The sequence below is a fragment of the Neobacillus sp. GCM10027624 genome (genome assembly GCF_042675345.1).
Taxonomy (GTDB): domain Bacteria; phylum Bacillota; class Bacilli; order Bacillales; family Cytobacillaceae; genus Neobacillus; species Neobacillus cucumis_D.
This window is the reverse complement of record NZ_JBHTHD010000003.1, coordinates 634,233-659,569: the sequence shown is the minus strand read 5'-3', so window position 1 is coordinate 659,569 and position 25,337 is coordinate 634,233. Positions and strand designations below refer to the sequence as shown.

The window sequence follows — 25,337 nt, the reverse complement described above, 5'->3', positions numbered from 1 at the left end:
TTAACAACTATGCCAACTAAATAAGTTCTCGGTCCAAATTCAAAATTCCTTTCAACATAAGATTTCCAGCCCTCTCGATATCCTTGGGAACACTATACTCCGCTGGACAATGACTTTTCCCACCGATACTTTTGACAAAAATCATCGCCGATTTTGTAACCGTTGCCATTTGTGCGGCATCATGAACAGCCATACTTGCCAATGTCAAAAAGGGCTCACTCATTTCTTGTGCGGTTTTTTGAAGGATTCGAACCACCTCTGAATCCAAAGTAATCGGAGCTTGCTTTAAAAAAATATCTTCCTGGAGTTGAACCTGCCTTCTCTTGGCAATTTCCTTCCATTCTTCTTGGATCTTGCGGACCATTTCATCAATCTTTTCTATAGATTCTCCTCTAATTTCAAAGGTAAAAACAACTTCACCGGGGACAATATTCGTTGCATTAGGAAATACTTGCATTCTACCGACAGTACCAACTAGATCTGTTTCATCTTTATTACAAAGAAATTCTACTTCAAGAACCATTTCTGCTGCCGCCGCCAGGGCATCCCTTCGGTGTTGCATCATCGTTGTACCCGAATGATTTGTCTCTCCGGTAACAGTAACCTTACTGCGATACATCCCTACAACCTTATCAATCACCGCAGCTGAAATATTTTGGTGTTCAAGCCGCTGCCCCTGCTCAATATGAAGTTCAATAAAGGCCTTTTTTTCCTCTGCCAATTCCTTCATTTGCGGAAACCTTTCCAGATCTCCTCCAACCTTAACCAGCTCATATTTAAGGTGATTTCCCTTTGAATCTATAACATGCTCCAATTCCACAGCCGATAATTTACCAGCAAATGCACGGCTTCCAAATGTTGATAAGTGAAAATCATTGGATTCTTCGGCAGTAAAAGATACAATCTCAAGATCATGGTCCAAACGGATCCCATTTTCAATCAAGGTTCGTACAATTTCTTTTGCAACAAGCGTTCCCAGTGGACCATCATATTTTCCGCCATTTGGCACTGAATCTAAGTGGGATCCGATGACAATACTTCCTTTTTTTCTCCCGTTCCCTTCCCATTTCCCCCAAATATTTGCTGCACCATCAATTGTTACGGTTAAGCCCAAATCAAGAAGTTCTTGAATGAATCGATTCCGAACTTCTTGATCTTCCTTTGAAAAACTTGGCCTTGTTATACCACCATATTGATTTGCACCAAACTTTCCATAGGTTTCGATATCAGCAAGTAATCTTTCGAGATGAATTTGCATGGATTTGTCACTTCCCTACTCTTATACAAAATAGATAAAAATTACTCATCCCCCTTTACCCCATAGGATGGGGCATCGTCAGGCCGAATCGCTCTTACCTTATAGCTTTCAGCCTGCGGACCGTAAATCTCCCAAAGCTTCTTTAAGTCACCAAAAGGATCTTCACTATAATCAACCCGGAGGTCAATATAGGCAAACGGAGTATCAGGATGGTAGATTAATAATGCGATTGAATGTTCTTGATCTAATTCTCCACCCATTTCAAAACCAACTTCAATCGTTGAGATCAATCTCTCTTCCAAAGACTGCCCACCATGTTGATTAAAATATCTGCCCATTGCTTCCGGAATAGTTGGATCACTTAATAGATTTCCAATACAAGCAACATTATCTGTGAAATAATCCCCATGGACGCCAAGTGCTTTTTCCCCAGTAAATACCGCTGCTTGACCTTTCGCATCTACTACGGCTAATTGCCGGTACTCAGGAAAATCAGACGCTGCTATCATCGTCCTAATGGCAGACTCAGCATTATATCCATTTTCTATTGTTGAAAATCCGACATCTGCTAATCTAGGATCGGTTACATTTTGGGTGAGAACAATGCCTATATTTGATTTTATCCAAGGGCATCGTGCACCGACTGCTGGACTGCTGGATGTCACAATCGCACCAAGGGCACCGGTTTTTGAACAGCGGCCTGCTACAGAAAACGTCAAACCTCTTCCTCCTCTTTAAGAATGGGCAGCAGAGCTAAAACCTTGCCTAATTACTGCTGCACCATGATTTTTTAACAATAATCTTTATCCCTCATCACTGATAACTGCTTCGACATCAATCTCTACCAGCATTTCCGGAAGCGCAAGTCCGTTCACAACAAGACCTGTGCTGACAGGGTAAACCCCTTTAAAATGCTTCGCAATTACACTATAAGCATCCTTGCGATAGGAACGATCCGTTAAATAAGTAGTAATTTTACAAATATCTGTCATTTCCCCCCCTGCTTCTTCTAAAAGCTTTTTAATGCAGCGGCATGCATTTTCTGTTTGTTCAATTACATTATCAATGCCATGGAAATTCCCTTCTAAGTCAAAACCAGTCTGGCCCCTCATATAAATATGATTGCCGGCACGCACTACCATACAAAATTCATTAGCTACGTGATGGGACTCTTCTCCAAAGCTAGTTGGATAAAAATTATTCGTTTCAAATTTTCGAAATCTTTCGTGTGTCATTTTCCACTTCTCCTTTTTATTTAATCAAAATATAGTGATTCTCCATTAAAACGACGCGGCATGGTTCCAGCCCAAAAGTTGTTCAGCCTGAACCCGCTTATTTTCTTTTATAAGACTGCGTATTCTGGTCGAGGAAATAATTTCTCCCGATGGACAGCGCAGTGACTCTGTGATCTTTACGGAAAAATATTTCTGTAAAGTAGAAATATTTCCTTCACGATTTTTTGCAAAATGAAAATCAGGTCCTTCCCAAATTTCCACTGGATTAAGTTCGCCAATTTCCTCAATAAACGAACTTACTTCCTTTGTCATGTAGTGTTCATTGAAGGGAGCAATGATACAAAGGTCTACTCCAAGAGATTGAAGCTTCAACAATTTCTCAGACAGAGAGGAGAGCAGCATCGCATTTTTAAAATAAACCCTTGGCGGCGGGTCAAATGTGTACACAACTAATGGAACCCCTAACTCAATTGCCCTCCCCTTTGCGGTTTTAATTAATGCTTGATGTCCTTTATGCACTCCATCGAGCGCCCCAATGGTGAGTACCGATGCCGAAAGCTGTAAAGCTCCATCAAAAAATGTTTGCAATTGTACCGCTCCCTTCCATTATTCTTAAACGGTAAGTGATGTTTTTGGATTAAGATTCGCTGCTTTTCGTACCAATTCACGCATTGGCTCTGCATCAAAGCTACTGTAAGCAGCCATATATTGGGCAAATGGCGGACTTTGAGCAAATAACTCAAATGTCACCTTATGGCCTGCGTAAGAAGAATTGAGCAAATCCCGAGCAAAATAAAGTAATTTCCCACGATCCTCTGCTGACCATTCTCCTACTGAATAATAACGATCGATATAATCAATAATTGCCGGATCCGACATTGTAGTCGTATCAGGTGTGACAGCCAGCTGTCCACCAACTAACTCTCTCGTCAAGTGAGCCATTGCCGGGAAATTCGTCAGGGCAAAAATTCTTCCTGTATACAGCAAGGATTGATTCGGCATCATCAAACCGCCAGGGCTGCGTTCCGCATTGGCAACGGCTGCTGTTAGATGTGCATTAATTCCTTCACGATACGTAATTAATTGAGCGATTTTTTCCTTTACTGCCTGAAGCTTTGTCAACCCAGTTTGTTCGACATTCAATAGAGCTGCACCTAGTAAATAATCTGCTCTCCGTAAAACCCTAAGGGTGTAGTTAAAGGCAGAATAGCGATGTAAGGTGGAGCGAATGTAGGCAGCCGATTGTAAGGAACGGTGGAACAACACATTTTCCCATGGGATCAGGACATTATCAAAGATTAGTAATGTATCAATCTCTTCAAATTTAGTAGATACAGGATAATCTGCTGGATTTTTCCCTGTCCCAAGTGAAGAACGGCAGATATGTTTTAGTCCTGGTGACCCCATGTCGCAGATAAATCCACACGCAAATGGTGCCATTGCCTCCTGCCCGGCTTCCCAATCTAAGATTGTTGGTTTAACAAAGGCTTGGTGAGCATATGCTGCAGCGGTTTCAAATTTTGCTCCCTTTACAACAATTCCTCTGTCGTTTTCTTCCACCACATGGAGCAATGTTCCTCCATCTTTACCGCTGAACAACTTACTGCGGTCACCCTTTGGATCGGTATTGGCCGATACATGGAACAAGTCCTCCCTTGCCACCCGGTCCACATGGTACTTAATATTTCTTGCATAAGCAGGGTCGATTTCATTTAACTTATCTTGAGCATCATATAAGGACCACATTTCTCCAATTGTCTCATCCCCCACCCGGTAAACTACACCGCCAAGATCATCTAAGACCGTTTCGACATACGTACGAATCGCTGCCAAGTCTTCTTTCGTTTCAGGTGTTTTGTAGCCCCTGCAGATTTCCTCTCCATCCGGCAATACGGTTTTTACTTTGTCAGCATATTTTACCTCATGATTAAGATCATACATCCTGGCTTTAACATCCACGATTGGTTTAAATGCGGGGTGTTCAGCGACATTTTTGACCTTTTCCCCATCGATATAAACTTCCCTTCCGTCATTTAATGAATCCCGGTATTGCTTCCCTGTCATTAACGCCATCTAAAATCCTCCTCCATATTTTCATAAATTTAATAGATTATTATTATGTTTCCAAAAATTGACCGAATTTTCCTCGAAAATAGACGAGCGGCTCACCTTCTTCGGCATGCGCTTTCAGAACCTCCGCAAGAAATACGGAATGAGTTCCCCCTGTTACTTCTTCGACAACCCTGCATTCTAGCTGCGCAAGCGTGTTAGTTAAAATGGGATTTTCAAGCTCTCCATAATTAAAGGAAACACCATTGAATTTGTCCGTATTTGCTCTAGCAAATTTTAAGGCCAATTCCTTTTGATTTTCGGCAAGAATATTTACAGTAAAGGATCCTTCGTCTGAAATTGCGTGACAAGTTCCTGTGCTTTTGTTGACACAAACGAGCAGCATCGGAGGTTCTAACGCTAGTGAGCTAACCGCGCTTGCCGTAATTCCAAAATCCACTCCATTATGGTTAACGGTAATAATGGACACCCCGCTGGCAAAATGACCAATGACATTTCTAAATCTCTCTTTATCTACTAAAGGCAAAAGTTCGTTTCCCTTCAATCCATTTTCCTCCTTCAATCATTTATGGAAATATTCCCAATGTATTCCCTTATTAACACTATACAAATATTAGAAATGATTGTCAATTGAATTTTCAAAAAATTCTTTTCGTTTTTTGGGGATATTCTTGCAAAAATGATTAATAGTTACGAATGGTGTGCTGAATTGCTATAATGTAACTACTTGGAAAATATATTTAGTTCATGAATTGGTGGTGACTTTTTTGAAACCTAGAGCCGGTATTGTAGGACCAAGTGATTTTGTCCAATTAATCTGCGACATTGCAGCTGAATACAGTAACCAAATTGAGGCAATTCCTTTTACCTATCAAAATATGGAAGAAGCAACAAATATCTTACAGCAAAATCAACATCGGACGGATTTATGGATTTTTGCAGGACCCGGTCTTTATAAGGCTGCGCAAAGAAGCGGAACGAATCAGCCGTTTTTTTTCCTGGGGTTGGATGGAGCGAGTTTAACCAAAACCCTCGTTGAAATCGGTTATAAGGACGGGGCAAGTCTTGAACGGGTAAGTATTGATATGCTGACTGAACGTGATGTGAATGAAACCTACCGTGATTTAGGAATATCAAGCAATCAGGTTTATGTTCACGAATACTTACACGACACTCCTCACGAGGATCTTTTGGCCTTTCATCAAAAATTATTTAATAATGGAAAAGTTAACTTATGTGTAACCTGCCTATACTCAATCTATGAGACTCTCCGTTCTCAAGGCATCCCTGCCTATCGTGTGACGCCGACTAGGAGCAATATTCGCGAAACCTTGAAGAAGGCGATTCAGCAGTGGGAGATGCTGCATTTTAAACAGTCACAAATTGCTTCGCTACTGATCCAAATACAAAGAATGGAGAAAAAATCCGATTTCCACACTGTGTCCTATGATCTTCATCGCTTGAACTTGGAATTACAGTCAGCCGTTTTAAATTTTTCCGAATCCATTTCAGGATCGTTTATGTCGATTGGTGTGGGTACGTTTATGATTTTTTCAACGAGAGGTTCTTTACATGATTCACGGCAACAAATACCTTCCCTACTGGAGGAATTGGCTTTAATAACCGATTTACCTGCGAATATCGGCATTGGCTATGGGGATTCTGCACTTGCCGCAGAGGAGAATGCCAGATTAGCCTTAAATCATGCCCAAAATTATGGCACCTTCTCAGCCTTTTTAGTAGATACAAACGGAACCATCGAAGGACCTTTAATAGAAGGGGAAAATATTACATACAGCTATCGAACGGATAACAAGGAAATGAGCGATAAACTGAAAGATAGCGGAATCACCATTACTACGTTCAATAAGATTATATCTGTACAAAAACGTTTAGGGACAAACTCGATTACTGCTGCGAATATCGCAGATTGGCTGAAGATGACACCGAGAAATGCCCGAAGGATCCTTAACGGGTTGGTCGAACAGGGAATTGCGGAAATCATCGGAGAAGAGGCACCTACATCAAAGGGCAGACCTAGAAAAATTTATTATGTGAATAGTGAATAACGAAGGACCTTCCATTCGGAAGGTCCTTGTTTATAGTATTAAACGGTGCTGGTAGTCGAAGATTTCATCTCTTTGCTGACTACCCTCCCATCGACAATCGTCATTTTAACTTTTGTCTCCAATAATTCTCCAATTGGTTTTTCAAAAATATTGCGATCTATTATGGTTAGATCAGCAAGCTTTCCCACTTCTAATGTCCCAAGTTCATGCTCTCTGAAACTACCGTAGGCCGGTCCAATTGTATAGGCTTTCAATGCTTCCGATAAGGAGATACAATCGTTAGAATTCCATACCGTCACACCGCTGCTATCCATTCTAGTCACCGCTGAATAGATTTGCGTTAAAGGATTGAGGGAACGAGCAATCGGTGTATCCGTTCCAAAAGCAATTTGAGCTCCTGACTGTTGGAAGGTTTGAATCGGGTAAACATATTCTAATCGTTGTTTACCAACAAGTTTTTCGTATACTCCCCTTTCTACAATCGCAATTAAGTCCGGCTGAAAGGAAGCGATCACACCTAGTTTTTTAAACCGAGGAATGTCATTTGGGTCGATAATATCGATATGTTCAATTGTATGCCGCGCATCACGTTTCCCATTTATTTTTTGTGCCTCTTCAAATGCATCAAGCGCAAGCCTGATAGCTCCATCCCCGACAGCATGAAAACGAATCCGATGCCCCTGCCGATCCGCATTCACAACCCAATTGATTACCCTTTCAGGCGGCATTGCAGGTTCACCGCAAAAACCCGGTTTATCTTCATATGGTTTTAACAACAAAGCAGTGTACCCAGTTATTACCCCATCAAGGAATCCTTTTAAACCGGAATATTTTAATTTGCCGGAGTTTAACTCTACTCCCATTTTTTGTGCAAAGGTTATATCTTCCTTTATTTCCGGGGTCAAATGGATTCGTACCGATAAACGATCATTCAAATCCATTTCCTTTAATAGCTGATAATCCCGAAGAACTTCATCAAATGGCGCAAACATATCATTTACGGACGTAATCCCATATTTAGCCGCCTCCTCCATAAACCTTTCTAGAATCCGGGATTTTTTTTCTTTTGAAAAATTTAATGCCTTTTCGGAAGCGGTAGTTACAGCATTTTCATATAAAATCCCCGTTAATTTACCATTCTCTTTTTCATAGGAGCCGAATTCGGGATCCGGTGTATACTCATTAATTTGTAATACCTCAAGTGCCTTGCTGTTGAGCCAGGCAAAATGCCCCTCCGCATGTAATAAAAACACAGGGTGGTCCGGGATCATTTGATCAAGTGAGTGTCGGGTCGGCATTTGCTGTGGACCCCAATAACTTGAATCCCACTGCATCCCAATAATCCATTCTTCATCAGGATTCTCCTGAGCAAACTCAGATACTTTTTTAGCTGCTTCCTCCTCAGAACGAACTGAAGTGAGGTCGACACTAACCAATTGCAGCCCGGCCATCATTAAATGAAGATGAAAATCATGAAAACCCGGCATGACCAATTCATCTTCAAATTGATAGATTTCCGTATTTTCATTTATAAGTGGCTGCATTTCATTCATTGAGCCAATGCCGATAATTTTATTATCCCTGATTGCAATGGATGCAGGTTCCGGCTTATCTGCCAAGCCTGTAAATACAGAATTGCTTGATATAATTATATCTGCGTGTATCATTTGTCTTTTAACTCCTTTATAAAATAGGCTATATTAAATGCGAGTTGTCAATTGTTCATTTGCATCAAGCTCGTTCGAAACAGATTTTGATTTTAATTTTTTCATAGGATAATAATACAAAAGGACTGGTACAAATAGCCCGACAATCCATGCCAGGTCGGTTCCACCTAAATTATCAACAAGCGGGCCAACAAAAAAAGAGCTGTTGATAAATGGAATTTCCAATAGGATTGTAATAATATAAGTTCCAACGGCAATCCAGTTAATTTTTCCATATTGGCCATTTAAATCAAAGAGAGCTGTAACATTATAATGGCCTTTCTTCAAAAAATAATAATCAATTAAATTAATGGCCGTCCATGGGAACATGAAGTAGGAAAGGAAAAGAATTAAGTTTGTGAAATTATTTAGAAAGTCCCCATTTCCCCAAATGGCAAGCCCGCCGCATAAAATTAAGCAGCTTAGCATCAGCCAAAATCTTGTTTGAATGGTACCCTTTAATTTTGTGAAGGTTTCTATGATGGTGGTAATGGACATAAACGCTCCATATAGATTTAGTCCATTGATAGCGGCAAGTCCGATAATGATAATCGCATAAATAATCGGAACAAAAATAGGTCCTAAAAGATGGGAGACTTCTTTCCCGGGATTATCTAAAAATTTTGGTATCGCAGTAGCTAATACAGCCCCCAAAACCATCATCCAAACCGTACCGATTACGGTTCCGGTATAAGTGTAGAAAAATGTTTTTGATGAAGATGTTTTAGAAGGAAGATATCTGGAATAATCCGCAACATAGGGCGCGTATAACAATTGCCATGCAGCAAAAACACTCACACCTAATAAAAATGGTGCAAGCTTAAATTCACTTGGTGACCAACTTCCAGCCGGAAGGTCTAGACCAAAGGCTGCAATCGTTACAAAGAAAAATACGACGGTGAAGGCAATGGTCAAATACTTAACAATTTTGTGAATTAAATCATATCCATAAAGGGCGATCATAAACCCTGTAATACAAATAAGAGAAATTCCAATATTGATTGGAATTGAAGAAGCACTTGATAGCGCCTGTGCACTGACAACAGCATTACTTGCAAAAAATCCAATATACATGACGACGACAATTAAAAGCGGGATGATTGCCCCGATAATACCGAATTGGGCCCTGCTCTGGATCATTTGCGGGATTCCAAGATTGGGTCCCTGAACGGAGTGTGTGGCCATAAAGATAGCCCCGATTAGGTTTCCTAGTAGAATTGAAACCACTGCCCAAAAGAGATTTAGTCCAAATACAATTGCAAGAGCCCCGGTGACAATCGTGAGAATATGCATATTCGCACTGAACCAGATTGAAAATAGATTTCGGACACTTCCATGCCTTTCCTCTTCAGGAATAAAGTCAATGAAATGGTTTTCAATTTTCAAGTAATATCAGCCCCTTATTATTAAATGAATCCAACGAAGTGAAGTAAATTTACTGGTGGGTTCTTTCTACATCCAATCCCCTCCTTTCTTATTTATGGAACACTTATGGATATTTTCCTATTATAATCATATCGATAGCGAAAACCTTCGTCAATAATATTTTTTAATTTTACAAATTTTCTATAAATTTATCTACTATTAATAAAAAAACAGGATGCCCCCAATAGGCATCCTGCTTTGAAATCTATTATTAAGCTGCTTTTGTTTCCTTTACTTTTTCCATCACATTCCGCTTCTTCATCACAAACGGATATAAAACCAAACCCGCTACAAATAATCCAATTCCTAAAAAGAATGTTTTCATGTCCGCTGTACCTGTTTTAATTACCCAGAGTGAATAAACCAAGGCTAAAACAGTGATCACACCATCCCTCACCCTTGAACCCTTAATCGTGTCATAGGTTTCACCGGTAAGGACCAATTTTAATTGATAGAGCGCCGATACCAAATACGGAATCAAATAGGCTAGAGTTGCGACGACAATGACAAAATTATAGGCTTCAGAAATCGTACCGGAAATCGTTGAGAACAAAAAGATTTGTGTCATTATATTTGTTAAGGTTAATGAATTAATTGGACTGCCTTTCCGATTCGTTTTCGCGAAAAACGCTGGGAATAATTGATCTTTTGCCGCCTGATATGGGACTTCAGAGCTGACGACAATCCAGCCGACAGTTGACCCAAATAGTGAAACAAGAGCAAGCAAGGCCATGATTTTTCCGCCGCCGGAACCAACTACTTGTCCTAGTGCGTCTACTAGCGGTTTTTGTGAAGTTTTTAACGCTTCTACAGGCAGTGCACCCATCGTTAAAAGTGTGATTCCAATATAGATTACAAGCGAAATAATTAAACCAATAATGGTTGCCATTTTTACATCTCTCTGCGACTTTGCCCGATTTGATAACATCACCGCTGACTCAATTCCAATAAAAGCCCAAAGGGTTAAAATCGCGGCAGAATTGATTTGGCTGCCAAATAAAACGGACTTGCCTGCTTTATCAATGAACTCCTTCCCATTACCAATGTTTCCAGCGTCAAAAATAAACAAAGTCATGACAATGAATAAGGCGAACCCGATTATTTTTGCAGCAGTTGCGATAAAGTTCAATTTACCGCCGTCATTGAAGCTTTTGGATAAAATCGCTTGAATGCCCCATAGCATAACCGTACAAACCATGAAGTTAATGAATTTACCCAATTCCAGTGAGAAAGATCCTGCAGTAAAAAGTACTTTTGAACTTTGCATAATCGGGAAGAATGTAGATAAGTACCCCGCAAATGTAATGATGACTGAGGCAGTTGCTGCCCAGTTTGCTGCCCAATATCCCCATGCCATGCTATAACCCGCAATGCGTCCCGCCTTCGGTGATGAGAACATCGCTTGCGCATAGCTTTGCGGACCTGCTTTCAATTCTGGTTTTCTAGTAGACAAATTCCCAAAAACAAGTGCGATAAATAATACGCCTAAACCCGTGATTCCCCAAGCGGCCATTGAGCCAAAAGGGCTAGCCACTTGCGCCATATTGCTAGGAAGCATGAAAATGCCCCCGCCAACCATATTCCCAACAACAAAGGTTGTTAATATCCATAATCCCCATTTTTTATTTTCCATGATGGTAATTCCTCTCTTGTAAGTTTACTCTCAAATTTATTATGCAGTTTCATTAGTGGTCATAGAGTTAACAATCAACAAGAATGATGATGATAACGATGGTGGTAGTTCATCGAATGGCATTCAAATTTAATTGTTATCATCATACTTAATCACCTCAGCTAATTGATTACGTGAAAAATTATACTACGATATTTTAGTTTGGTAAAGTGGTAAAATAATAGCGAACTAAAGTAAAAATATAATGAAAGTCAACAATTTTCAAAATAAATAATCGACATAATTCGGGCGGTGACAGGCACCGCCCGAATTATGTCGATTTATCTTTAAGCTAAGTATGCCTCTCTCACTTCTTCATTTGTGATTAGGTCATAGCCGTTTCCTTGGAGTTTGATTTCGCCGGTTTGGATGACGTAGCCCCGGTGGGCGACTTGCAGGGCTTGGTAGGCGTTTTGTTCGACGAGCAAGATGGTGATGCCTTCTTCGTTGAGTTCTTTGATGATTTCGAAGATTTGTTCGACGATGATGGGGGCAAGACCCATGGAGGGCTCGTCAAGCATGAGTAAATCGGGTTTCATCATTAAAGCTCTGCCAATGGCAAGCATTTGCTGTTCACCACCGCTCATGGTTCCTCCCTTTTGCTCGAGCCGGTCTTTTAGTTTCGGAAAATAATGAAACACCTTCTCCATTCTTTGCTCAATCACCTTTTTGTTTTTAACGGAGAATGCCCCCATTAACAGGTTTTCCTTTACAGAAAGTCTTGGAAAGATTCTTCTGCCTTCTGGAACATGAGCAATCCCCAACAAAGTTGTTTCATGAGCGGGTTTATTCGAAATATCCGTTCCATTGTACACAATACTTCCTGTCTTTACTTTCGCCAGTCCGCTGATGGATTTTAAGGTTGTTGATTTACCAGCCCCATTACTGCCAATCAGGGTGACGATTTCCCCCTTATTTACTGAAACATCAATCCCTTTTAGAGCCTGTATCCCGCCATAAAAGGTCTCAACATTATTTAATTGAAGCATCTCTTTCCCCCTATCCGGCATGAACGGCACCTGACCCAAGGTAGGCCTCGATAACCTTTGGATTTTTCCGAATGTCCTCCGGCTTTCCTTCTGCAATTTTTTCCCCGTGATCGAGCACCACGATATGCTCAGAGATTTCCATTACAAGCTTCATGTCATGCTCGATTAAAATGATGGTGAGATTAAATTCATCTCTCATTTTTTTAATCAGCTGGGTTAGTTCCTTAGTTTCCTTTGGATTCATCCCTGCTGCCGGTTCATCTAATAAAAGGACCTTTGGACCTGCAGCAAGAGCCCTTGCAATTTCCAATCTTCTTTGCGCCCCGTAGCTTAAATTGCAGGCTTTTTCATTTAGCAAATCTGCCAGCCCTACATATTCCAATAATTGATAGGCCTTTATTTCGGAAACCTTCTCTTCCTTGCGTATCCCGGGAAGATTAAATAAGATCCCAAGGAGGCCTGCCCTTAAATGCGTATGCATTCCAACCAAAACATTTTCAAGGACAGCCATCTCATTAAATAAGCGGATATTTTGAAAGGTCCGGGCAATTCCCTTTTTACACACCTCATGTGGCCTTAATCCAACTAATGATTCATTCTCCAGTAAAATGGAACCAGATGTTGGCTGGTAAACGCCCGTAATCATATTGAAAAAAGTTGTTTTTCCGGCACCGTTCGGACCAATAACTGCCGTAATCGAATTTTTCTCAACAGCCATCGATACATCATTGTTCGCAGTTAGACCTCCAAAGGTTTTCGTTAAGTTTTTCACTTCTAAAATGGACATTCCTTACACCTCCTGAGCTTTTTCAAGCTGTGATGGATCAGGGGTGATCGCAGTTTTTGTTTCCTTGCTTCCATCACGTAATTCTTTTTCATTATATTTACGATTTTTAGCGGGCAATAGCCCTTTGGGTCGATATAATGCAAAGAGGATTAACAGTAAACCGAAAATCATCCGCTGCATTTTTGAAGGGGAAAGAGCATCTGGGATCGAAATGACCCCCGTCGAACTTAACTGATTCAGCCAATTCGTCACTTCTGTTAATACTTGAAGGTTCAGAATGGTCATTACTGCTGCACCTAGAATTACCCCTGGAACACTTCCCATCCCACCTAAAATAACCATAACTAAAATCGTAATCGACTCAAGCAGTGTAAAGCTGGTCGGATCAACAAAGGCTTGTTTTGCGGCAAAAACAACCCCCATCATCCCTGAAAAAGAAGCTCCAATCGCAAACGCCATCAGTTTCGTCCGAACTAACGGAACCCCCATCGCCTGTGCGGCAATTTCATTTTCCCTAACCGCCTTCCAAGAACGGCCAATTTTTGAGTGTTCGAAACGGCGAACGGTAAAAATCGTAAACAACAAAATGACGAGAACCACATAATAAAATTGGCTTGGATAGAGAAAATCAATTCCAAACAGACGCGGCGGGGTAACAGAGGCAAGGCCCATGGCACCGTTTGTAATATTAACCGGGCGATCCAGGTTATTAAAAATAATTCTGATAATCTCTCCAAACCCAAGGGTAACAATCGCTAAATAATCCCCTTTTACGCGAAGAACCGGGATCCCGAGCAGCACCCCAAACAATGCCGCGACTAAACAGCCAATGATAATAAAGAACCAAAAGCTTTCCCCCGAAAGCGGGAAATGCCCAAATGGCATAAAATTGTTAGCCTGTGCAGTGGCAAAAATCCCATACGTATAAGCTCCAACCGCGAAAAAGGCGATAAACCCTAAATCTAGAAGTCCTGCCATTCCAACGACAATATTTAATCCAAGAGCCATGGAAATATAGATTCCAACCAGTGTGGCAACTTCCATATAGGATTGATACGCATCCCCATTACTAGCGGTGAATGGGAGGAGAAATACCAATACAACCCCTGCAATCAACCATTTCGTGAGATTCTTAAAATTCGTAAAATATAAGAGTAATAGGGAGGTTAGCAGCAGTAAGAATGCAATGACTGACTTCTGGGCTAAAAATAAACTTAAAGATGTGACGCCAATGTAAATGAGAAGAAAGATTCCCTGGAAAATTTTATTATTTTTATAGTTGTTCCATAAAGTTTTCATCTTCTCACCTACACTTTCTCAGTGACCGGCTTGCCTAATAGGCCTTCCGGTTTAAACAGTAATACGATGATTAAAATGATAAACGCAAAAACATCCTTATATTCCGCCCCGAAGACACCACCGGAGAGCAGCGTTAAATTGGCAGATGCAAACATTTCTAGTACCCCCAGCAATAAACCACCGAGCATCGCACCGCGGATATTTCCAATACCACCTAAAACAGCGGCAGTAAATGCTTTTAAACCGAGGATAAAACCAATATAAGGGTCAATCGTCCCGTATTGCACAGCAAATAAGACGCCAGTTGCCCCACCAAGTGCAGACCCGATAAAAAAGGTCATCGAAATCACTTTGTTTACGTTAATCGTCATTAACGAAGCGGTTTCACGGTCTTGTGCCACTGCCCTCATCGCCATACCCCATTTTGTACGATTGACAAATAAGTCAAGTCCAATCATCATGATCACGGCCGTGACAAGGACAATTACAAAAGAAGTTTTAATATTCGCATCGTTAAACATGGAACTAATCGATGAAGCCTTAATCGATAGCTGGTGGGTAAACATACTTGGACCCGTTACAATATAGTTTCCCTTTTTTAATTCAGCTATGAATCTCACAATATCTTGCAATAAAAAGGAAATCCCGATTGCTGTGATCAACGGAATTAGCCGTGGCGCATTTCTAAGTGGCCGGTAGGCTACTCGTTCAATTCCCATTCCTAGTAATCCCGTTAACAGAGCTGTTAAAAGAAGTGCCGTAATTAACATAACAATGGCCGGTACGGCTGAGACCCAGCCCATTCCCGTTAACACAAGCAGAATGGCTGTTCCCATGAAAGCACCGGACATGAAAATTTCCCCGTGTGCAAAATTAATTAATTCCAATATTCCATAAACCATTGTGTACCCTAATGCAATAACAGCATAGACTGCCCCTAATGTAAGTCCATCAATCAGCACCTGCGGAATTGTCTGGACTATTTCATTCAGCATAGTAAACCTCCTTGTCCCAAAATATAGAAGAAAAAAGGGCACTCTCCTCCTAAAGTGTACCCTTTTCAATCTGTTCCCCTTATTTACTCACTTCACCAACAAATTCTGCCGGATATTTCGCTTCTTTAAAGCTATAAATAAACACTTTTGCATATTTGTTGTCCCCGATATCATCAAAGCTAACCTTCGTTAACACACCTTGGTAATCCTGGACACCACGGACTGCATCTCTTACTTGCTCACGAGTAGGCATTTTGTTGTTATTGGATTTAATCGCATCCTCAATTCCCTTTAAAACAACGCCCATCGTGTCATAACCATATACGGAATAGGACTCTGTGTTTTTATTAAATTTGGCTTTATAGGTTTCGATAAACTTTTGACCTTCTGGTGATTTCGTTGAATCCCCAGCAAGTGAAGTAATATAGGTATTTTTAATCGCGTCACCGGCAATTTCAACAAGTGTGGACGCATCCAGTCCATCCCCGCCCATGAATGGAACATTAATGCCTTTTTCACGTGCTTGTTTGATTAACAAACCGCCTTCAGCATAGATACCACCAAAATAAACGAGGTCCGGTTTTTTGGAGACAATTTGGTTAAGGACTCCATTAAAATCTTTTTCACCAACGGTAATTCCTTCAAAGCCAAGAATTTGTGCGCCTTTTTCTTCTGCAGCTTTCTTGAAGGCTTCAGCAAGACCTGTTCCGTAAGCTGTTTTATCTTGAACAATAAAGATTTTCTTCGCATGTAAGGTATTCACTGCATATTCCGCACCAGCTGGCCCTTGGAAATCGTCACGGGCTACAATTCTGTTGACCGTTTTTAATCCTCTGCTAGTTACTTCAACTGCAGAATTGGCAGGTGATACCATAGGAATCGCATATTTTTCATAGACCTCAGATGATGGAATCGCAACCCCTGAGTTAAAGTGACCGACAACTGCTAAAATTGATTTATCGGCACCAATTAATTGGGCATTCGCCACCCCTTTTTTCGGATCTCCTTGGTCATCATAAGGAACTAGCTGCAGATTATAGCCTAATTCTTTAAACTTTGCTTTTTCTTCGTCCAATTTAAGCTGGGCACCCAGCTTAATAGCTTCCCCAATGGTCGCACTTCCACCCGAAAGTGGTGTTTGTGTGGCAATTTTGATTAAATTTGAACTACTTTTTCCGTCGTCACCTGACTTTGAGCTACAGCCTGCTAAAAATAAACTTGCCGCCAACCCTCCTGTTAACAATAACGCTAAAGATTTCTTTAACTTCAATGTTGACCCTCCCCTTTTTTTATATAAAAAACAAGCCCTCTATATGTATATGGGTCAGAATCAAAAATAGGACAAATTATTCATTTTCCATTATTTTGAAAAAATAATCAAATAAAAAACAACACCGCTTCAACGGTGTTGTTTTTTAAAATTATTTTGTGGAACAAAGCTGTTTTTGTTGGTTAAACCACTGAATAAAGTTATTTACCACCTGATCCAAAAATTTAATGGTTGGTTCGTGGGTAAGGTTCCCTTCTTGATCCATTTTTTCTTGAACCTGGGCAACATAGACTTCATTTCCTGGGATTAGTAGTGAACCAATACCCGGGCAGAAGAGAATATCACGCAAATGGTTCTGAGCACGAACAGTTCCGAGCGTCCCCATTGTTGCACCCATGATCCATGATGGTTTACCAATCATTACTTTATCCACCCGGGATAACCAATCCATTGCATTCTTTAATACCCCAGGAATCGAATAATTATATTCCGGAGTAACCCAAAGAACGGCATCTGCCGCGGCTACTCTCTTCTTAAAGTCAGATACCACCTGAGGCGGGTTTAATTCGATATCCTGATCATAATGAGGAAGGTCACGAATATTTAAAATTTCAAGGTCAAAGCTGTCCTTATAGGTTCTTTGTACATATTTCGCCAATTTAAGATTATACGATTCCTTCCGAATACTTCCAACGATTGCTACTACTTTCACAGTTATTTCCTCCCCGTCAACTAAATACTTGTATGTTACAACTCATTAAGCTTACGTAAAAAAAGGTCATCATGTCAAAAAAGTTGCTCTATTTAAGGTCCATCCCTATTTTGAATTGTACCTTAAATGTTTCTTAATCATTATCACTGTTAAACCATTCTTCTTCCCATTCATCTTCCTCGAATTCACTGCACCACTTGTAGTTTCTTTTTTGAAAGGTAAGTATGTAGTTTCTTAACATGTTATAACGTAGAGTTTTTTCATCTTGGGTTAGGGCACCTGCCCAGGCATATGTTTCAATCAAACTGATATAATCCATATAAATACGGTGATAGATTTGGTCGAGACTCTGCTTTTGTGCCAAAGTATATTTTATATCCTTGGTGCAGGTTAAATCCGAATCCCATTTTTCACTATCTTTTTTTTCACCATCAGATTCCTTTTCCGAATCGCCCTTTTCTTCTGTTTCCTTATCCGAATCGTTATTTTCTTCTATTTCCTTAAGCTTCTCTTTTTTAGGACCCGGTACAACCTTTTCCATTTCTTTATTCTTTTCTACCTTTTTTGTTTCAGCGTAGGAATGATACCCTGGTGCTAAAAAGCTAAAGAGAAAAAATATAAGAATTACGTATTTTTTAATCATTAATTTTCTCCTATAAGTAATTTTCTCAATATAAAAAACGGCACATCAATTATGACGTGCAGCTTTTTTAAAATTTCTATTAGTCTTCTCCCTGATCGTCGTCACCAGGTCCATCGTCATCGTGGTCATGACCGTGGTCATCGTCACCATGACGATCATCATCACCGTTAGAAGACCCCTCTTTTTCTACCTCTAAAACTTTACCTGTCTTCGCATCGATTTCAACTTCATAAAAAATGCCTGCACTTTTAATTTTTACCTCGTAAACGGATCTTCCATCATCCTCTTCAAGGACAACCTTAACAATTTCACCTTTTACTTTTGTTAAAGCAATATCCCCTGCTTCTTTTTCAGAGATCACCTTATTTTGGGCTTGCAGATACCCCGTTTCTTTCGCATGGACAAACTGAAAGCTGCCAAAACTGATTGGGAATAGTAAAACCAGTAAGAGAACTATTTTTTTCATACTCTCACACTCCTTTAGTTTTTTATATCTTGTGTAAGAGTATGAAATTTATTCATTTGTCACATTAAATCCCATTTGTTTTTAATTACAAATCTAAGCCAAGTTCCTGTCATCCAGGAAGTAACAAGGGCAAGCATAACTAGTATTGCAAAAAACTCCTGATTGATAATCCCTGACATGAAAGCTACTGTCGATAAAACAATTCCTGGGCCTCCCCTTGCATTCATTGCGAAGCCAAAGTTTAAGCTTGTCAGAGAATTAAGCTTAATTAATCGACAGGTAAAGTAAACAATCGTCATTTGAATAAAGGTAGCAATTAATAAGTATTCGATAAAGAAATAAATATCAAACGACTTGGCTAAATCCAATTGAAGCCCCACTGTTGCAAAATAAACAGGCACAAACCAAGAAAAGGATAAATTAGAAACACCTTCTTCGATCTTCTCAGAGACCGTCCCCGGAAGATAAAGCTTTGCCGCAATCCCGACCAGCAAGGCCCCGAAGATGGTTTCGACGTGAAAAAAATAAGCCAGTACACAAGCGATAAACAGAATGACTAAAACATAACCGAGGTTTGAAGACCGGAAAAATATGTTTCGGTCATTCATGGTTAAATGTTTAAAAAGGACTCTTAACACAAAGAGAATTCCCAATAAGAACAAACAAGTCGTTCCAATACTTAAAAGAACATCACTATAGGATAATTGGTTACTATGATGGGCAACAAGATTTGTCGCTACACCCAATACTACCCAAAGCAGGATATCGTGCAGACCGGCAATAATAACAACAAGTTTTGCAAATCTTGTTTTCATGATTCCTAGGTCGATAAAAATTTTAGAAATAACAGGGATTGAAGTGACTGCAATCGAAATACAAACGACTAATTTAAGGGCCAGCAAATCATTAGCTGTGCCGACAAATTTATTTAAGTCAATAAAACTTGTAACCACCCATCCAATAATAAACGGAAGGACACTAGACCCGATCGTAATAGCAGAGGTAATTTTTAAATCATCCTTCTCAAATTCAGTATGAAATTTTAATCCTGACACGAACATCAAAAGAATTAAACCGATTTGATAAATGAGCCCGAATAATTGATCCTCCAATGGAAATCCGTGGAACAGCCATTGATATGCTTGAGGGTAAAAATAGCCTAATAAACTAGGTCCAAGGATAATTCCCGCTCCAACTTCCCCAATTACCCTCGGAATATAGATCCGCTCACAAAGGTAGCCAAGAATATGCGCTAACGCCAGCAGGCAGCCCATTGCGAACAAAAAATGGCTTACCTGTATTTGTTCGATTGTAAACATTTATCTCCCTCCATAAATACTGTCAGCCTCTTTTCATTGAATAGTTAAAACGCTCCGATTCAAATGGTTTTTGCACTACATGATATGCTTGTTCCAATTGAATGGAAGCGACTTGTCTAAAAATAGGCAGGATGGAAAAATTTTGGACGTGCTTGGGAGAATGCCGTTCCTTTTCTCTTATTGGATGCAAATAATATAATAGCTTTAATTTCAATCAGGGAGAGAGACCAATGGGAGAGGAAGGGTCGTACTTTCGCAGATTATACAAGCTTTTCAAGGGGGGATTTAAAAAGGACAAGGAAGAAGATGGGGGATTAAAATGGGGGCTCGGGATAGCTGTTCCGTTTTTCTTCAGTTCAAAGTTTGCCGTCCATAATGAAACCATTACGATTCATGGAATTCAAATCACTCACGATGAGTACTCACCCATTAAGTATTCAATTGTTAAAATCACCAAGTTAGGCACTTCAATTGAATATTTTGATAGTGTAACTTTCTACGGGGACTCCGGTGAGGAAGGTATTAACTATACGTTTACGGTTCCAAATGGTACAGGCTATCAACTGGAGATCTTTAATTATTTTCACTATCATGCAACAGGAAGTGTAAGAATGCTAAAAAAAGAGCTGCCATCATGACAGCTCTTCTCTATTTATACCATAATTTTGCAAATATCATTTGTAAATTCTACAGGATCAGGAACCTGCAGCCCTTCAATGAGCAATGCTTGATTGTACAAAAGATTGGTATATAGCGATAGTTTCTCTTGATCCTTTTCAAAAGCTTCTTTGAGTGAAGTAAATACCTCATGATGAACATTGATTTCTAAAATTCTGTCAGCCTTTACATTTTGGTTACCAGGCATCGATTTTAGAATTTTTTCCATTTCCAAGGTGATTTCCCCGTCGCTTGTGATACAAACAGGATGGCTCTTCAACCGTTTTGATATCCGAACATCTTTCACCTTGTCAGCTAAGATTTTTTTCATCGCTTCAAATAGCTCTTTATTTTCCTTTTCCTCTGATTCGGTGTTATTTTTATCCTCATCAGATTCAATTCCTAAATCACCACTAGAAACGGATTTGAATTCTTTCTCCTTGTAAGCCATTAACATCTTGATGGCAAATTCATCAATATCATCAGTGAAGTAGAGAATTTCATAGCCCTTATCTGCAACTAATTCTGTTTGTGGCAGTTTATCAATTCTATCAATGGTTTCACCGGATGCATAATAAATATATTTTTGATCCTCAGGCATTCTTAATACATACTCATCTAAGGTCACCATTTTCTTCTCTCTAGAAGAGTAGAATAATAATAAATCCTGCAATTCTTCTTTGTGCATGCCGTAATCACTATACACACCAAATTTTAATTGTCTGCCAAAGGACTTATAGAATTCTTCATAATTTTCACGTTCATTCTTTAATAAGCTTTGCAGCTCACTCTTAATTTTCTTATTTATATTTTTTGCAATTAGCTTAAGCTGGCGATCGTGCTGAAGCATTTCTCTGGAAATGTTAAGCGATAAATCCTCAGAGTCCACCATTCCTTTAACAAAACTGAAATAGTCCGGAAGCAAATCAGCACATTTGTTCATGATTAACACGCCATTTGAGTATAGTTCTAAGCCCTTTTCATATTCCGGTGAGTAAAAATCAAATGGGGTTTTCTCCGGAATATATAAAATTGCATTATATCTTACAGCCCCGTCTACACTGATATGGATATGTTTAAGCGGTTTGTCAAAGCCGTAATGTTTTTCAGAATAAAAATTCTGATAATCTTCATCCGTTAACTGGCTTTTATTCTTCCGCCAAATTGGAACCATACTGTTGATGACTTGTTCTTCTACATTATCCTCGTAATCATCTTCACTGCCCTCTTTAAGTTTTCTTGAGGTTACATCCATTTTAATCGGATAGCGGATAAAGTCTGAATACTTCTTAATGATGGTTTTTAGGCGGTATTCTTCTAAAAATTCATCGTAATTTTCATCTTCGCTATTTTCTTTAATTTTTAAAATAATTTCAGTCCCAACTTCATCTTTTTCAACTGGGACGATGGTGTATCCTTCCGCACCTTTTGATTCCCATTTATACGCTTGGTCGCTGCCTAATGCCTTACTGATCACTGTAACAACATCAGCAACCATAAAAGCAGCATAAAATCCAACACCAAATTGTCCGATGATATCATGGCCATCCTTTGATTCATTTTCTGTTTTAAAAGCTAATGAACCGCTTTTGGCAATCGTTCCAAGATTATTCTCAAGCTCTTCCGCTGTCATTCCAATACCTGTGTCTGTGATTTTGAGCAGCCTGTTCTCTTTATCAGCGGCTACTTTTATGTAGTAGCGGTCCTTATCAAACGTTAAGTTCTCATCTGTTAATGCTTTATAGTAGATTTTATCAATCGCATCACTGGAATTAGAAATTAACTCTCTTAAAAAGATTTCCTTTTGTGTATAGATGGAATGAATCATCATGTCCAATAATCTTTTCGATTCAGCCTGAAACTGTTTGGTTTCCATCAAAATTGCTCCTTCCAAGGGGAATATTTTAGATTATATCATTATTTTAGCACTCTATCATTAGGAGTGCTAACACATTAATTTAATAACATATTTAATTGGTTTCGTCAACTTCTAAACATCGTGAAAAAGGAACCCTTCAGGATTCCTTCATCACGTAAAGTATTCAATTTTTGCCTCGGGAAAATAAGTGTTAATATAGCTGCCAAGCGTATCCTTAATATCCTCTTGCTCTTCATTGGTATAAACATACTTGCCAATCCCGTACCGGCCCCATTTCCATTTACGTTTGGATTCATCGAGCTCCAATTTTGTCATCGGATAGTTTTTTTGGATGACATTCTTAGCCGGCTTTGTAAACCGATGCTGAATCATTTCAAAGGTTAAATCCTTTTTGGCTTTGTCCGGCAGCTCTGCTTCGAGTTTTTCGAGCATTTCTTTATAGCCCTCTTTCCATCCTTCATGCAAATAAATTGGGGCAATGATAAAACCCAATGGATAATCCGCCCCTGCTATCTTTTTCGCTGCCTCAATTCTCTCCGGTAATCTCGAGGTACCCGGTTCAAAATTTTTAATGATATAGTCATCATTTATACTAAAGCGGAAGCGGGTCCGGCCGTTATGCTTAGCATCGAGGAGATGATCAACATGGGCAAATTTGGTCACAAAGCGAAGTTTCCCATATTCCGATTCTCCAAAAAATTCAATCGCTTTCTTTAAAGTATGGGTTAAATGGTCTACCCCAACGATATCAGATGTACAAGATGCTTCGAATCGGGTTTGTTCGGGTGCCCGTTCCTTCATATAATTTTCCGCTGCCTCAAAAATGTCCTCCAAATTTACATAAGTACGGATATACGGTTTACTTCCCATCGTCGTTTGCAGATAACAATAATGGCAATGACCCATACACCCCGTTACAAATGGAATCGCGTATTCGGCAGAAGGCTTCGATGTATCGAACTTTAAGGTTTTACGAACCCCGACTACTAAGGTCGATTTGGCCATTCGGTACCTTTGAAAATCGTTGTCCCCGGGTAAGTTTCGAATTTGATTATGTGATGTGGTCTGTCTGATTTCGATTCCCATATCCTCAAATTTTGCCATTAATTGTTTCCCAAGCGGGTATTCAAGTGCACCAGGTTCCACGTAGACGAGTTGGGGAACAAAGGGCTTAACCAAAATAAGTCTCCGTTTCTTCTGAAAATCCGAAGGCTTCACGGTAAGCCATTTCCGCCTCGTCTGCGGTATGATAGGCGGCCACCTCATTTGTTAAAGGATAATAGGTATCATATAGAAAAAGCGATAGATTCTCAGGTGATTCGGGATTTTGGACAACAGCAGCTTCTTGGACATTGGCCACATCCTGAGCGTGAGGGTTTCGAATGATTACATAGACAATTTGCCCGGGTTGAAATGATTCGGATGGAGACATCTACTCAATTCCTTTCATTATGATTTATTTGAATGAGTCTTTATGAATAGAGTTTGCATCCCTCTGCTTAAAAATGCTTTAGGTTAATTGGAAAATATCTATAAAAGTTTACTTCATAATCTATTTCTAAACCTCATAAAATAGACAAGGAAAGCAGTTATGGGGGGAATTGAAAGTGGCAGCAATTACTTTACATATTGAAGATAATCATCAACAACCATGAAAAAAAAACTCCTAACCTTTTTTTGTTTATTAGTTGGAGCCACCCTTCAGGGAATGTCTATGTCCCTGTTTTTATTTCCACACTCCATCCCCTCCGGCGGTGCAGCAGGCCTGGCCATTTTGATGAATCACTGGTTTCATTTATCGCTTGGTTTTTCCTTATGGCTTGCTAATATTGTTTTTTTACTATTTGCTTTAAACTATTTCGGTTATACCTGGACTTTACGGACCATCCTAGCTGTTGCAACCACTTCAACAACTGTCGGAATCCTAACGACTAAATTTTTACTTCCCCATATCAATATTGTTTTTGATCTGGCAGCAGGAAGTATTTTTTTTGGAATTGGTGTTGGACTGCTTATCCGGGCAGGAGCATCAAGCGGGGGAATGGTTATCCCGGCACTAATGATTGCCAATTACAAGAAATGGAGCCCGGGAAAAGTGATGATGGGGATTAACCTGGTAATTTTTATTTTAACAGCCCTTGTAATTGATTATAAAATCGTGATTTATGCAATTATTTGTCAATTTTTCTCAACGAATATTATCGACTATATTTATACGTTAAAGCTGCAAAAAATAACTATTTTCGCAGCTAATTGGCGAAAAAAATAAGAAGATCCCGTGTTAAAGGATCTTCCTCTCTTTTAAAACAAATAGAATTTTGTATACTGATTCTTCGATCGTATATCGATCCGTTTCAATTAGGATTTCTGGATGTTCGGGACTTTCATAAGGTGAAGAAATTCCAGTAAAATCAGGAATTTCACCTATTCTTGCCTTTTTGTACAATCCTTTTGGATCCCGATTCTCACAGACTTGAATTGGACATTTTAAAAAAATTTCGATAAACTCCCCGTTCTCAAACATGCTGCGGACAAGCTCCCGATCACGGCGAAAGGGAGAAATAAATGCAGAGGATACGATATGGCCGCTTTCAACAAAAAGCTTCGAGACTTCCCCGACTCTGCGAATATTTTCCTTTCGATCCTCTTCACGAAAGCTTAAATCCCGATTCAAACCATGACGGACATTGTCACCATCCAATACATAACTTTTAATCCCATGTTGAAACAAGGCATAATCAACCGCATTTGCCAATGTTGATTTTCCGGCACCTGATAATCCGGTAAACCAAAGCACGCAACTTTTATGGCCATTCAAATGATGCCGGTCTGATTTTGTAACAGCCGAATCATGCCAAATAATATTTCTCTCCATTCCCCTACACC

General features: G+C 39.7%; 25 protein-coding genes. 3 read left to right on the top strand and 22 right to left on the bottom strand.

The window, feature by feature from the left end; translation table 11 throughout:
* Window positions 1-16: 16 nt before the first annotated feature.
* The 6 genes from ACFQZ9_RS08210 to ACFQZ9_RS08185 all read right to left on the bottom strand — a co-directional run bounded on the left by ACFQZ9_RS08210 (window position 17) and on the right by ACFQZ9_RS08185 (window position 5,107).
* A complete protein-coding gene (locus ACFQZ9_RS08210) occupies window positions 17-1,258 on the bottom strand; it encodes a Zn-dependent hydrolase (protein WP_498943183.1) in 1,242 nt (413 codons plus the stop codon).
* 41 nt (window positions 1,259-1,299) lie between these two features.
* Complete coding sequence (locus tag ACFQZ9_RS08205; protein WP_498943181.1) at window positions 1,300-1,977, bottom strand: DUF1028 domain-containing protein; 678 nt, start codon at window positions 1,975-1,977, stop codon at window positions 1,300-1,302.
* Window positions 1,978-2,061: 84 nt separating this feature from the next.
* Window positions 2,062-2,493, bottom strand: coding sequence for a RidA family protein (locus ACFQZ9_RS08200; RefSeq protein ID WP_133333661.1), 432 nt, complete (start codon window positions 2,491-2,493; stop codon window positions 2,062-2,064).
* Window positions 2,494-2,538: 45 nt separating this feature from the next.
* Window positions 2,539-3,081, bottom strand: coding sequence for an FAD synthetase family protein (locus tag ACFQZ9_RS08195; RefSeq protein ID WP_498943179.1), 543 nt, complete (start codon window positions 3,079-3,081; stop codon window positions 2,539-2,541).
* A gap of 24 nt (window positions 3,082-3,105) precedes the next feature.
* Window positions 3,106-4,566 (bottom strand): 4-hydroxyphenylacetate 3-hydroxylase family protein, encoded by a 1,461-nt coding sequence (locus tag ACFQZ9_RS08190; protein WP_498943177.1) that lies wholly within the window; start codon window positions 4,564-4,566, stop codon window positions 3,106-3,108.
* A 43-nt stretch (window positions 4,567-4,609) separates the two neighbouring features.
* Complete coding sequence (locus ACFQZ9_RS08185; RefSeq protein WP_498943176.1) at window positions 4,610-5,107, bottom strand: flavin reductase family protein; 498 nt, start codon at window positions 5,105-5,107, stop codon at window positions 4,610-4,612.
* Window positions 5,108-5,330: 223 nt separating this feature from the next.
* On the opposite strand from ACFQZ9_RS08185, the gene ACFQZ9_RS08180 reads away from it, so the two are divergent.
* Entirely contained in the window at window positions 5,331-6,632 is a 1,302-nt protein-coding gene (locus tag ACFQZ9_RS08180) for a helix-turn-helix domain-containing protein (RefSeq protein WP_498943174.1), read from the top strand.
* A 38-nt stretch (window positions 6,633-6,670) separates the two neighbouring features.
* Here ACFQZ9_RS08180 and ACFQZ9_RS08175 read toward each other — a convergent pair whose 3' ends face one another.
* The 12 genes from ACFQZ9_RS08175 to ACFQZ9_RS08120 form a co-directional block, all read right to left on the bottom strand.
* Entirely contained in the window at window positions 6,671-8,299 is a 1,629-nt protein-coding gene (locus tag ACFQZ9_RS08175) for an amidohydrolase (protein WP_498943172.1), read from the bottom strand.
* A 33-nt stretch (window positions 8,300-8,332) separates the two neighbouring features.
* A complete protein-coding gene (locus tag ACFQZ9_RS08170; RefSeq protein WP_498943171.1) occupies window positions 8,333-9,724 on the bottom strand; it encodes a purine-cytosine permease family protein in 1,392 nt (463 codons plus the stop codon).
* 250 nt (window positions 9,725-9,974) lie between these two features.
* On the bottom strand, window positions 9,975-11,396 hold the full coding sequence (locus tag ACFQZ9_RS08165) for an amino acid permease (protein WP_498943169.1): 1,422 nt from the start codon (window positions 11,394-11,396) through the stop codon (window positions 9,975-9,977).
* A 326-nt stretch (window positions 11,397-11,722) separates the two neighbouring features.
* On the bottom strand, window positions 11,723-12,424 hold the full coding sequence (locus tag ACFQZ9_RS08160) for an ABC transporter ATP-binding protein (RefSeq protein WP_198309722.1): 702 nt from the start codon (window positions 12,422-12,424) through the stop codon (window positions 11,723-11,725).
* 10 nt (window positions 12,425-12,434) lie between these two features.
* Window positions 12,435-13,211 (bottom strand): ABC transporter ATP-binding protein, encoded by a 777-nt coding sequence (locus ACFQZ9_RS08155; protein ID WP_498943167.1) that lies wholly within the window; start codon window positions 13,209-13,211, stop codon window positions 12,435-12,437.
* A gap of 3 nt (window positions 13,212-13,214) precedes the next feature.
* Window positions 13,215-14,510, bottom strand: coding sequence for a branched-chain amino acid ABC transporter permease (locus tag ACFQZ9_RS08150; RefSeq protein WP_198309720.1), 1,296 nt, complete (start codon window positions 14,508-14,510; stop codon window positions 13,215-13,217).
* A gap of 8 nt (window positions 14,511-14,518) precedes the next feature.
* Window positions 14,519-15,505 carry a branched-chain amino acid ABC transporter permease gene (locus ACFQZ9_RS08145; RefSeq protein WP_198309719.1) on the bottom strand — a complete coding sequence of 329 codons (987 nt, stop codon included), beginning with the start codon at window positions 15,503-15,505 and terminating at the stop codon, window positions 14,519-14,521.
* A gap of 79 nt (window positions 15,506-15,584) precedes the next feature.
* Window positions 15,585-16,775 carry a branched-chain amino acid ABC transporter substrate-binding protein gene (locus ACFQZ9_RS08140; protein ID WP_429745207.1) on the bottom strand — a complete coding sequence of 397 codons (1,191 nt, stop codon included), beginning with the start codon at window positions 16,773-16,775 and terminating at the stop codon, window positions 15,585-15,587.
* A 151-nt stretch (window positions 16,776-16,926) separates the two neighbouring features.
* Window positions 16,927-17,487, bottom strand: coding sequence for an NADPH-dependent FMN reductase (locus tag ACFQZ9_RS08135; protein ID WP_498943164.1), 561 nt, complete (start codon window positions 17,485-17,487; stop codon window positions 16,927-16,929).
* 133 nt (window positions 17,488-17,620) lie between these two features.
* Window positions 17,621-18,130: a DUF2680 domain-containing protein gene (locus ACFQZ9_RS08130; RefSeq protein WP_498943162.1), complete on the bottom strand. Its 510-nt coding sequence runs from the start codon at window positions 18,128-18,130 to the stop codon at window positions 17,621-17,623.
* A gap of 79 nt (window positions 18,131-18,209) precedes the next feature.
* Complete coding sequence (locus tag ACFQZ9_RS08125) at window positions 18,210-18,596, bottom strand: PepSY domain-containing protein (RefSeq protein ID WP_498943161.1); 387 nt, start codon at window positions 18,594-18,596, stop codon at window positions 18,210-18,212.
* A gap of 59 nt (window positions 18,597-18,655) precedes the next feature.
* Window positions 18,656-19,915 (bottom strand): cation:proton antiporter, encoded by a 1,260-nt coding sequence (locus ACFQZ9_RS08120; RefSeq protein WP_498943159.1) that lies wholly within the window; start codon window positions 19,913-19,915, stop codon window positions 18,656-18,658.
* 230 nt (window positions 19,916-20,145) lie between these two features.
* On the opposite strand from ACFQZ9_RS08120, the gene ACFQZ9_RS08115 reads away from it, so the two are divergent.
* On the top strand, window positions 20,146-20,553 hold the full coding sequence (locus ACFQZ9_RS08115) for a hypothetical protein (RefSeq protein ID WP_498943157.1): 408 nt from the start codon (window positions 20,146-20,148) through the stop codon (window positions 20,551-20,553).
* A gap of 14 nt (window positions 20,554-20,567) precedes the next feature.
* On the opposite strand, the gene htpG is transcribed toward ACFQZ9_RS08115, so the two are convergent.
* The 3 genes from htpG to ACFQZ9_RS08100 all read right to left on the bottom strand — a co-directional run bounded on the left by htpG (window position 20,568) and on the right by ACFQZ9_RS08100 (window position 23,883).
* On the bottom strand, window positions 20,568-22,448 hold the full coding sequence (gene htpG, locus ACFQZ9_RS08110) for an Hsp90 family chaperone protein (RefSeq protein WP_498943155.1): 1,881 nt from the start codon (window positions 22,446-22,448) through the stop codon (window positions 20,568-20,570).
* Between the two features lie 153 nt (window positions 22,449-22,601).
* Window positions 22,602-23,630: a spore photoproduct lyase gene (gene splB / locus ACFQZ9_RS08105; RefSeq protein ID WP_498943153.1), complete on the bottom strand. Its 1,029-nt coding sequence runs from the start codon at window positions 23,628-23,630 to the stop codon at window positions 22,602-22,604.
* Window positions 23,623-23,883 carry a transcriptional regulator SplA domain-containing protein gene (locus ACFQZ9_RS08100; protein WP_498943151.1) on the bottom strand — a complete coding sequence of 87 codons (261 nt, stop codon included), beginning with the start codon at window positions 23,881-23,883 and terminating at the stop codon, window positions 23,623-23,625. The genes splB and ACFQZ9_RS08100 overlap by 8 nt, the downstream gene beginning before the upstream one ends.
* Before the next feature lie 219 nt (window positions 23,884-24,102).
* Between ACFQZ9_RS08100 and ACFQZ9_RS08095 the strand changes: the two genes are divergently transcribed.
* Window positions 24,103-24,720, top strand: coding sequence for a YitT family protein (locus tag ACFQZ9_RS08095; protein WP_198309709.1), 618 nt, complete (start codon window positions 24,103-24,105; stop codon window positions 24,718-24,720).
* Window positions 24,721-24,732: 12 nt separating this feature from the next.
* Here ACFQZ9_RS08095 and cysC read toward each other — a convergent pair whose 3' ends face one another.
* Complete coding sequence (gene cysC, locus ACFQZ9_RS08090) at window positions 24,733-25,326, bottom strand: nucleoside/nucleotide kinase family protein (protein WP_498943149.1); 594 nt, start codon at window positions 25,324-25,326, stop codon at window positions 24,733-24,735.
* Between the last annotated feature and the right edge of the window lie 11 nt (window positions 25,327-25,337).

Excerpts from the sequence above, each read along its gene's own strand:
- ACFQZ9_RS08165 (WP_498943169.1), bottom strand. The coding sequence starts at position 11,396 with ATGGAAAATAAAAAATGGGGATTATGGATATTAACAACCTTTGTTGTT.
- ACFQZ9_RS08160 (WP_198309722.1), bottom strand. The coding sequence starts at position 12,424 with ATGCTTCAATTAAATAATGTTGAGACCTTTTATGGCGGGATACAGGCT.
- ACFQZ9_RS08200 (WP_133333661.1), bottom strand. The coding sequence starts at position 2,493 with ATGACACACGAAAGATTTCGAAAATTTGAAACGAATAATTTTTATCCA.
- ACFQZ9_RS08095 (WP_198309709.1), top strand. The coding sequence starts at position 24,103 with ATGAAAAAAAAACTCCTAACCTTTTTTTGTTTATTAGTTGGAGCCACC.
- ACFQZ9_RS08115 (WP_498943157.1), top strand. The coding sequence starts at position 20,146 with ATGGGAGAGGAAGGGTCGTACTTTCGCAGATTATACAAGCTTTTCAAG.
- cysC (WP_498943149.1), bottom strand. The coding sequence starts at position 25,326 with ATGGAGAGAAATATTATTTGGCATGATTCGGCTGTTACAAAATCAGAC.
- ACFQZ9_RS08150 (WP_198309720.1), bottom strand. The coding sequence starts at position 14,510 with ATGAAAACTTTATGGAACAACTATAAAAATAATAAAATTTTCCAGGGA.
- ACFQZ9_RS08125 (WP_498943161.1), bottom strand. The coding sequence starts at position 18,596 with ATGAAAAAAATAGTTCTCTTACTGGTTTTACTATTCCCAATCAGTTTT.
- ACFQZ9_RS08190 (WP_498943177.1), bottom strand. The coding sequence starts at position 4,566 with ATGGCGTTAATGACAGGGAAGCAATACCGGGATTCATTAAATGACGGA.
- ACFQZ9_RS08155 (WP_498943167.1), bottom strand. The coding sequence starts at position 13,211 with ATGTCCATTTTAGAAGTGAAAAACTTAACGAAAACCTTTGGAGGTCTA.
- ACFQZ9_RS08145 (WP_198309719.1), bottom strand. The coding sequence starts at position 15,505 with ATGCTGAATGAAATAGTCCAGACAATTCCGCAGGTGCTGATTGATGGA.
- ACFQZ9_RS08120 (WP_498943159.1), bottom strand. The coding sequence starts at position 19,915 with ATGTTTACAATCGAACAAATACAGGTAAGCCATTTTTTGTTCGCAATG.
- ACFQZ9_RS08175 (WP_498943172.1), bottom strand. The coding sequence starts at position 8,299 with ATGATACACGCAGATATAATTATATCAAGCAATTCTGTATTTACAGGC.
- htpG (WP_498943155.1), bottom strand. The coding sequence starts at position 22,448 with ATGGAAACCAAACAGTTTCAGGCTGAATCGAAAAGATTATTGGACATG.
- ACFQZ9_RS08100 (WP_498943151.1), bottom strand. The coding sequence starts at position 23,883 with ATGTCTCCATCCGAATCATTTCAACCCGGGCAAATTGTCTATGTAATC.
- ACFQZ9_RS08130 (WP_498943162.1), bottom strand. The coding sequence starts at position 18,130 with ATGATTAAAAAATACGTAATTCTTATATTTTTTCTCTTTAGCTTTTTA.
- ACFQZ9_RS08210 (WP_498943183.1), bottom strand. The coding sequence starts at position 1,258 with ATGCAAATTCATCTCGAAAGATTACTTGCTGATATCGAAACCTATGGA.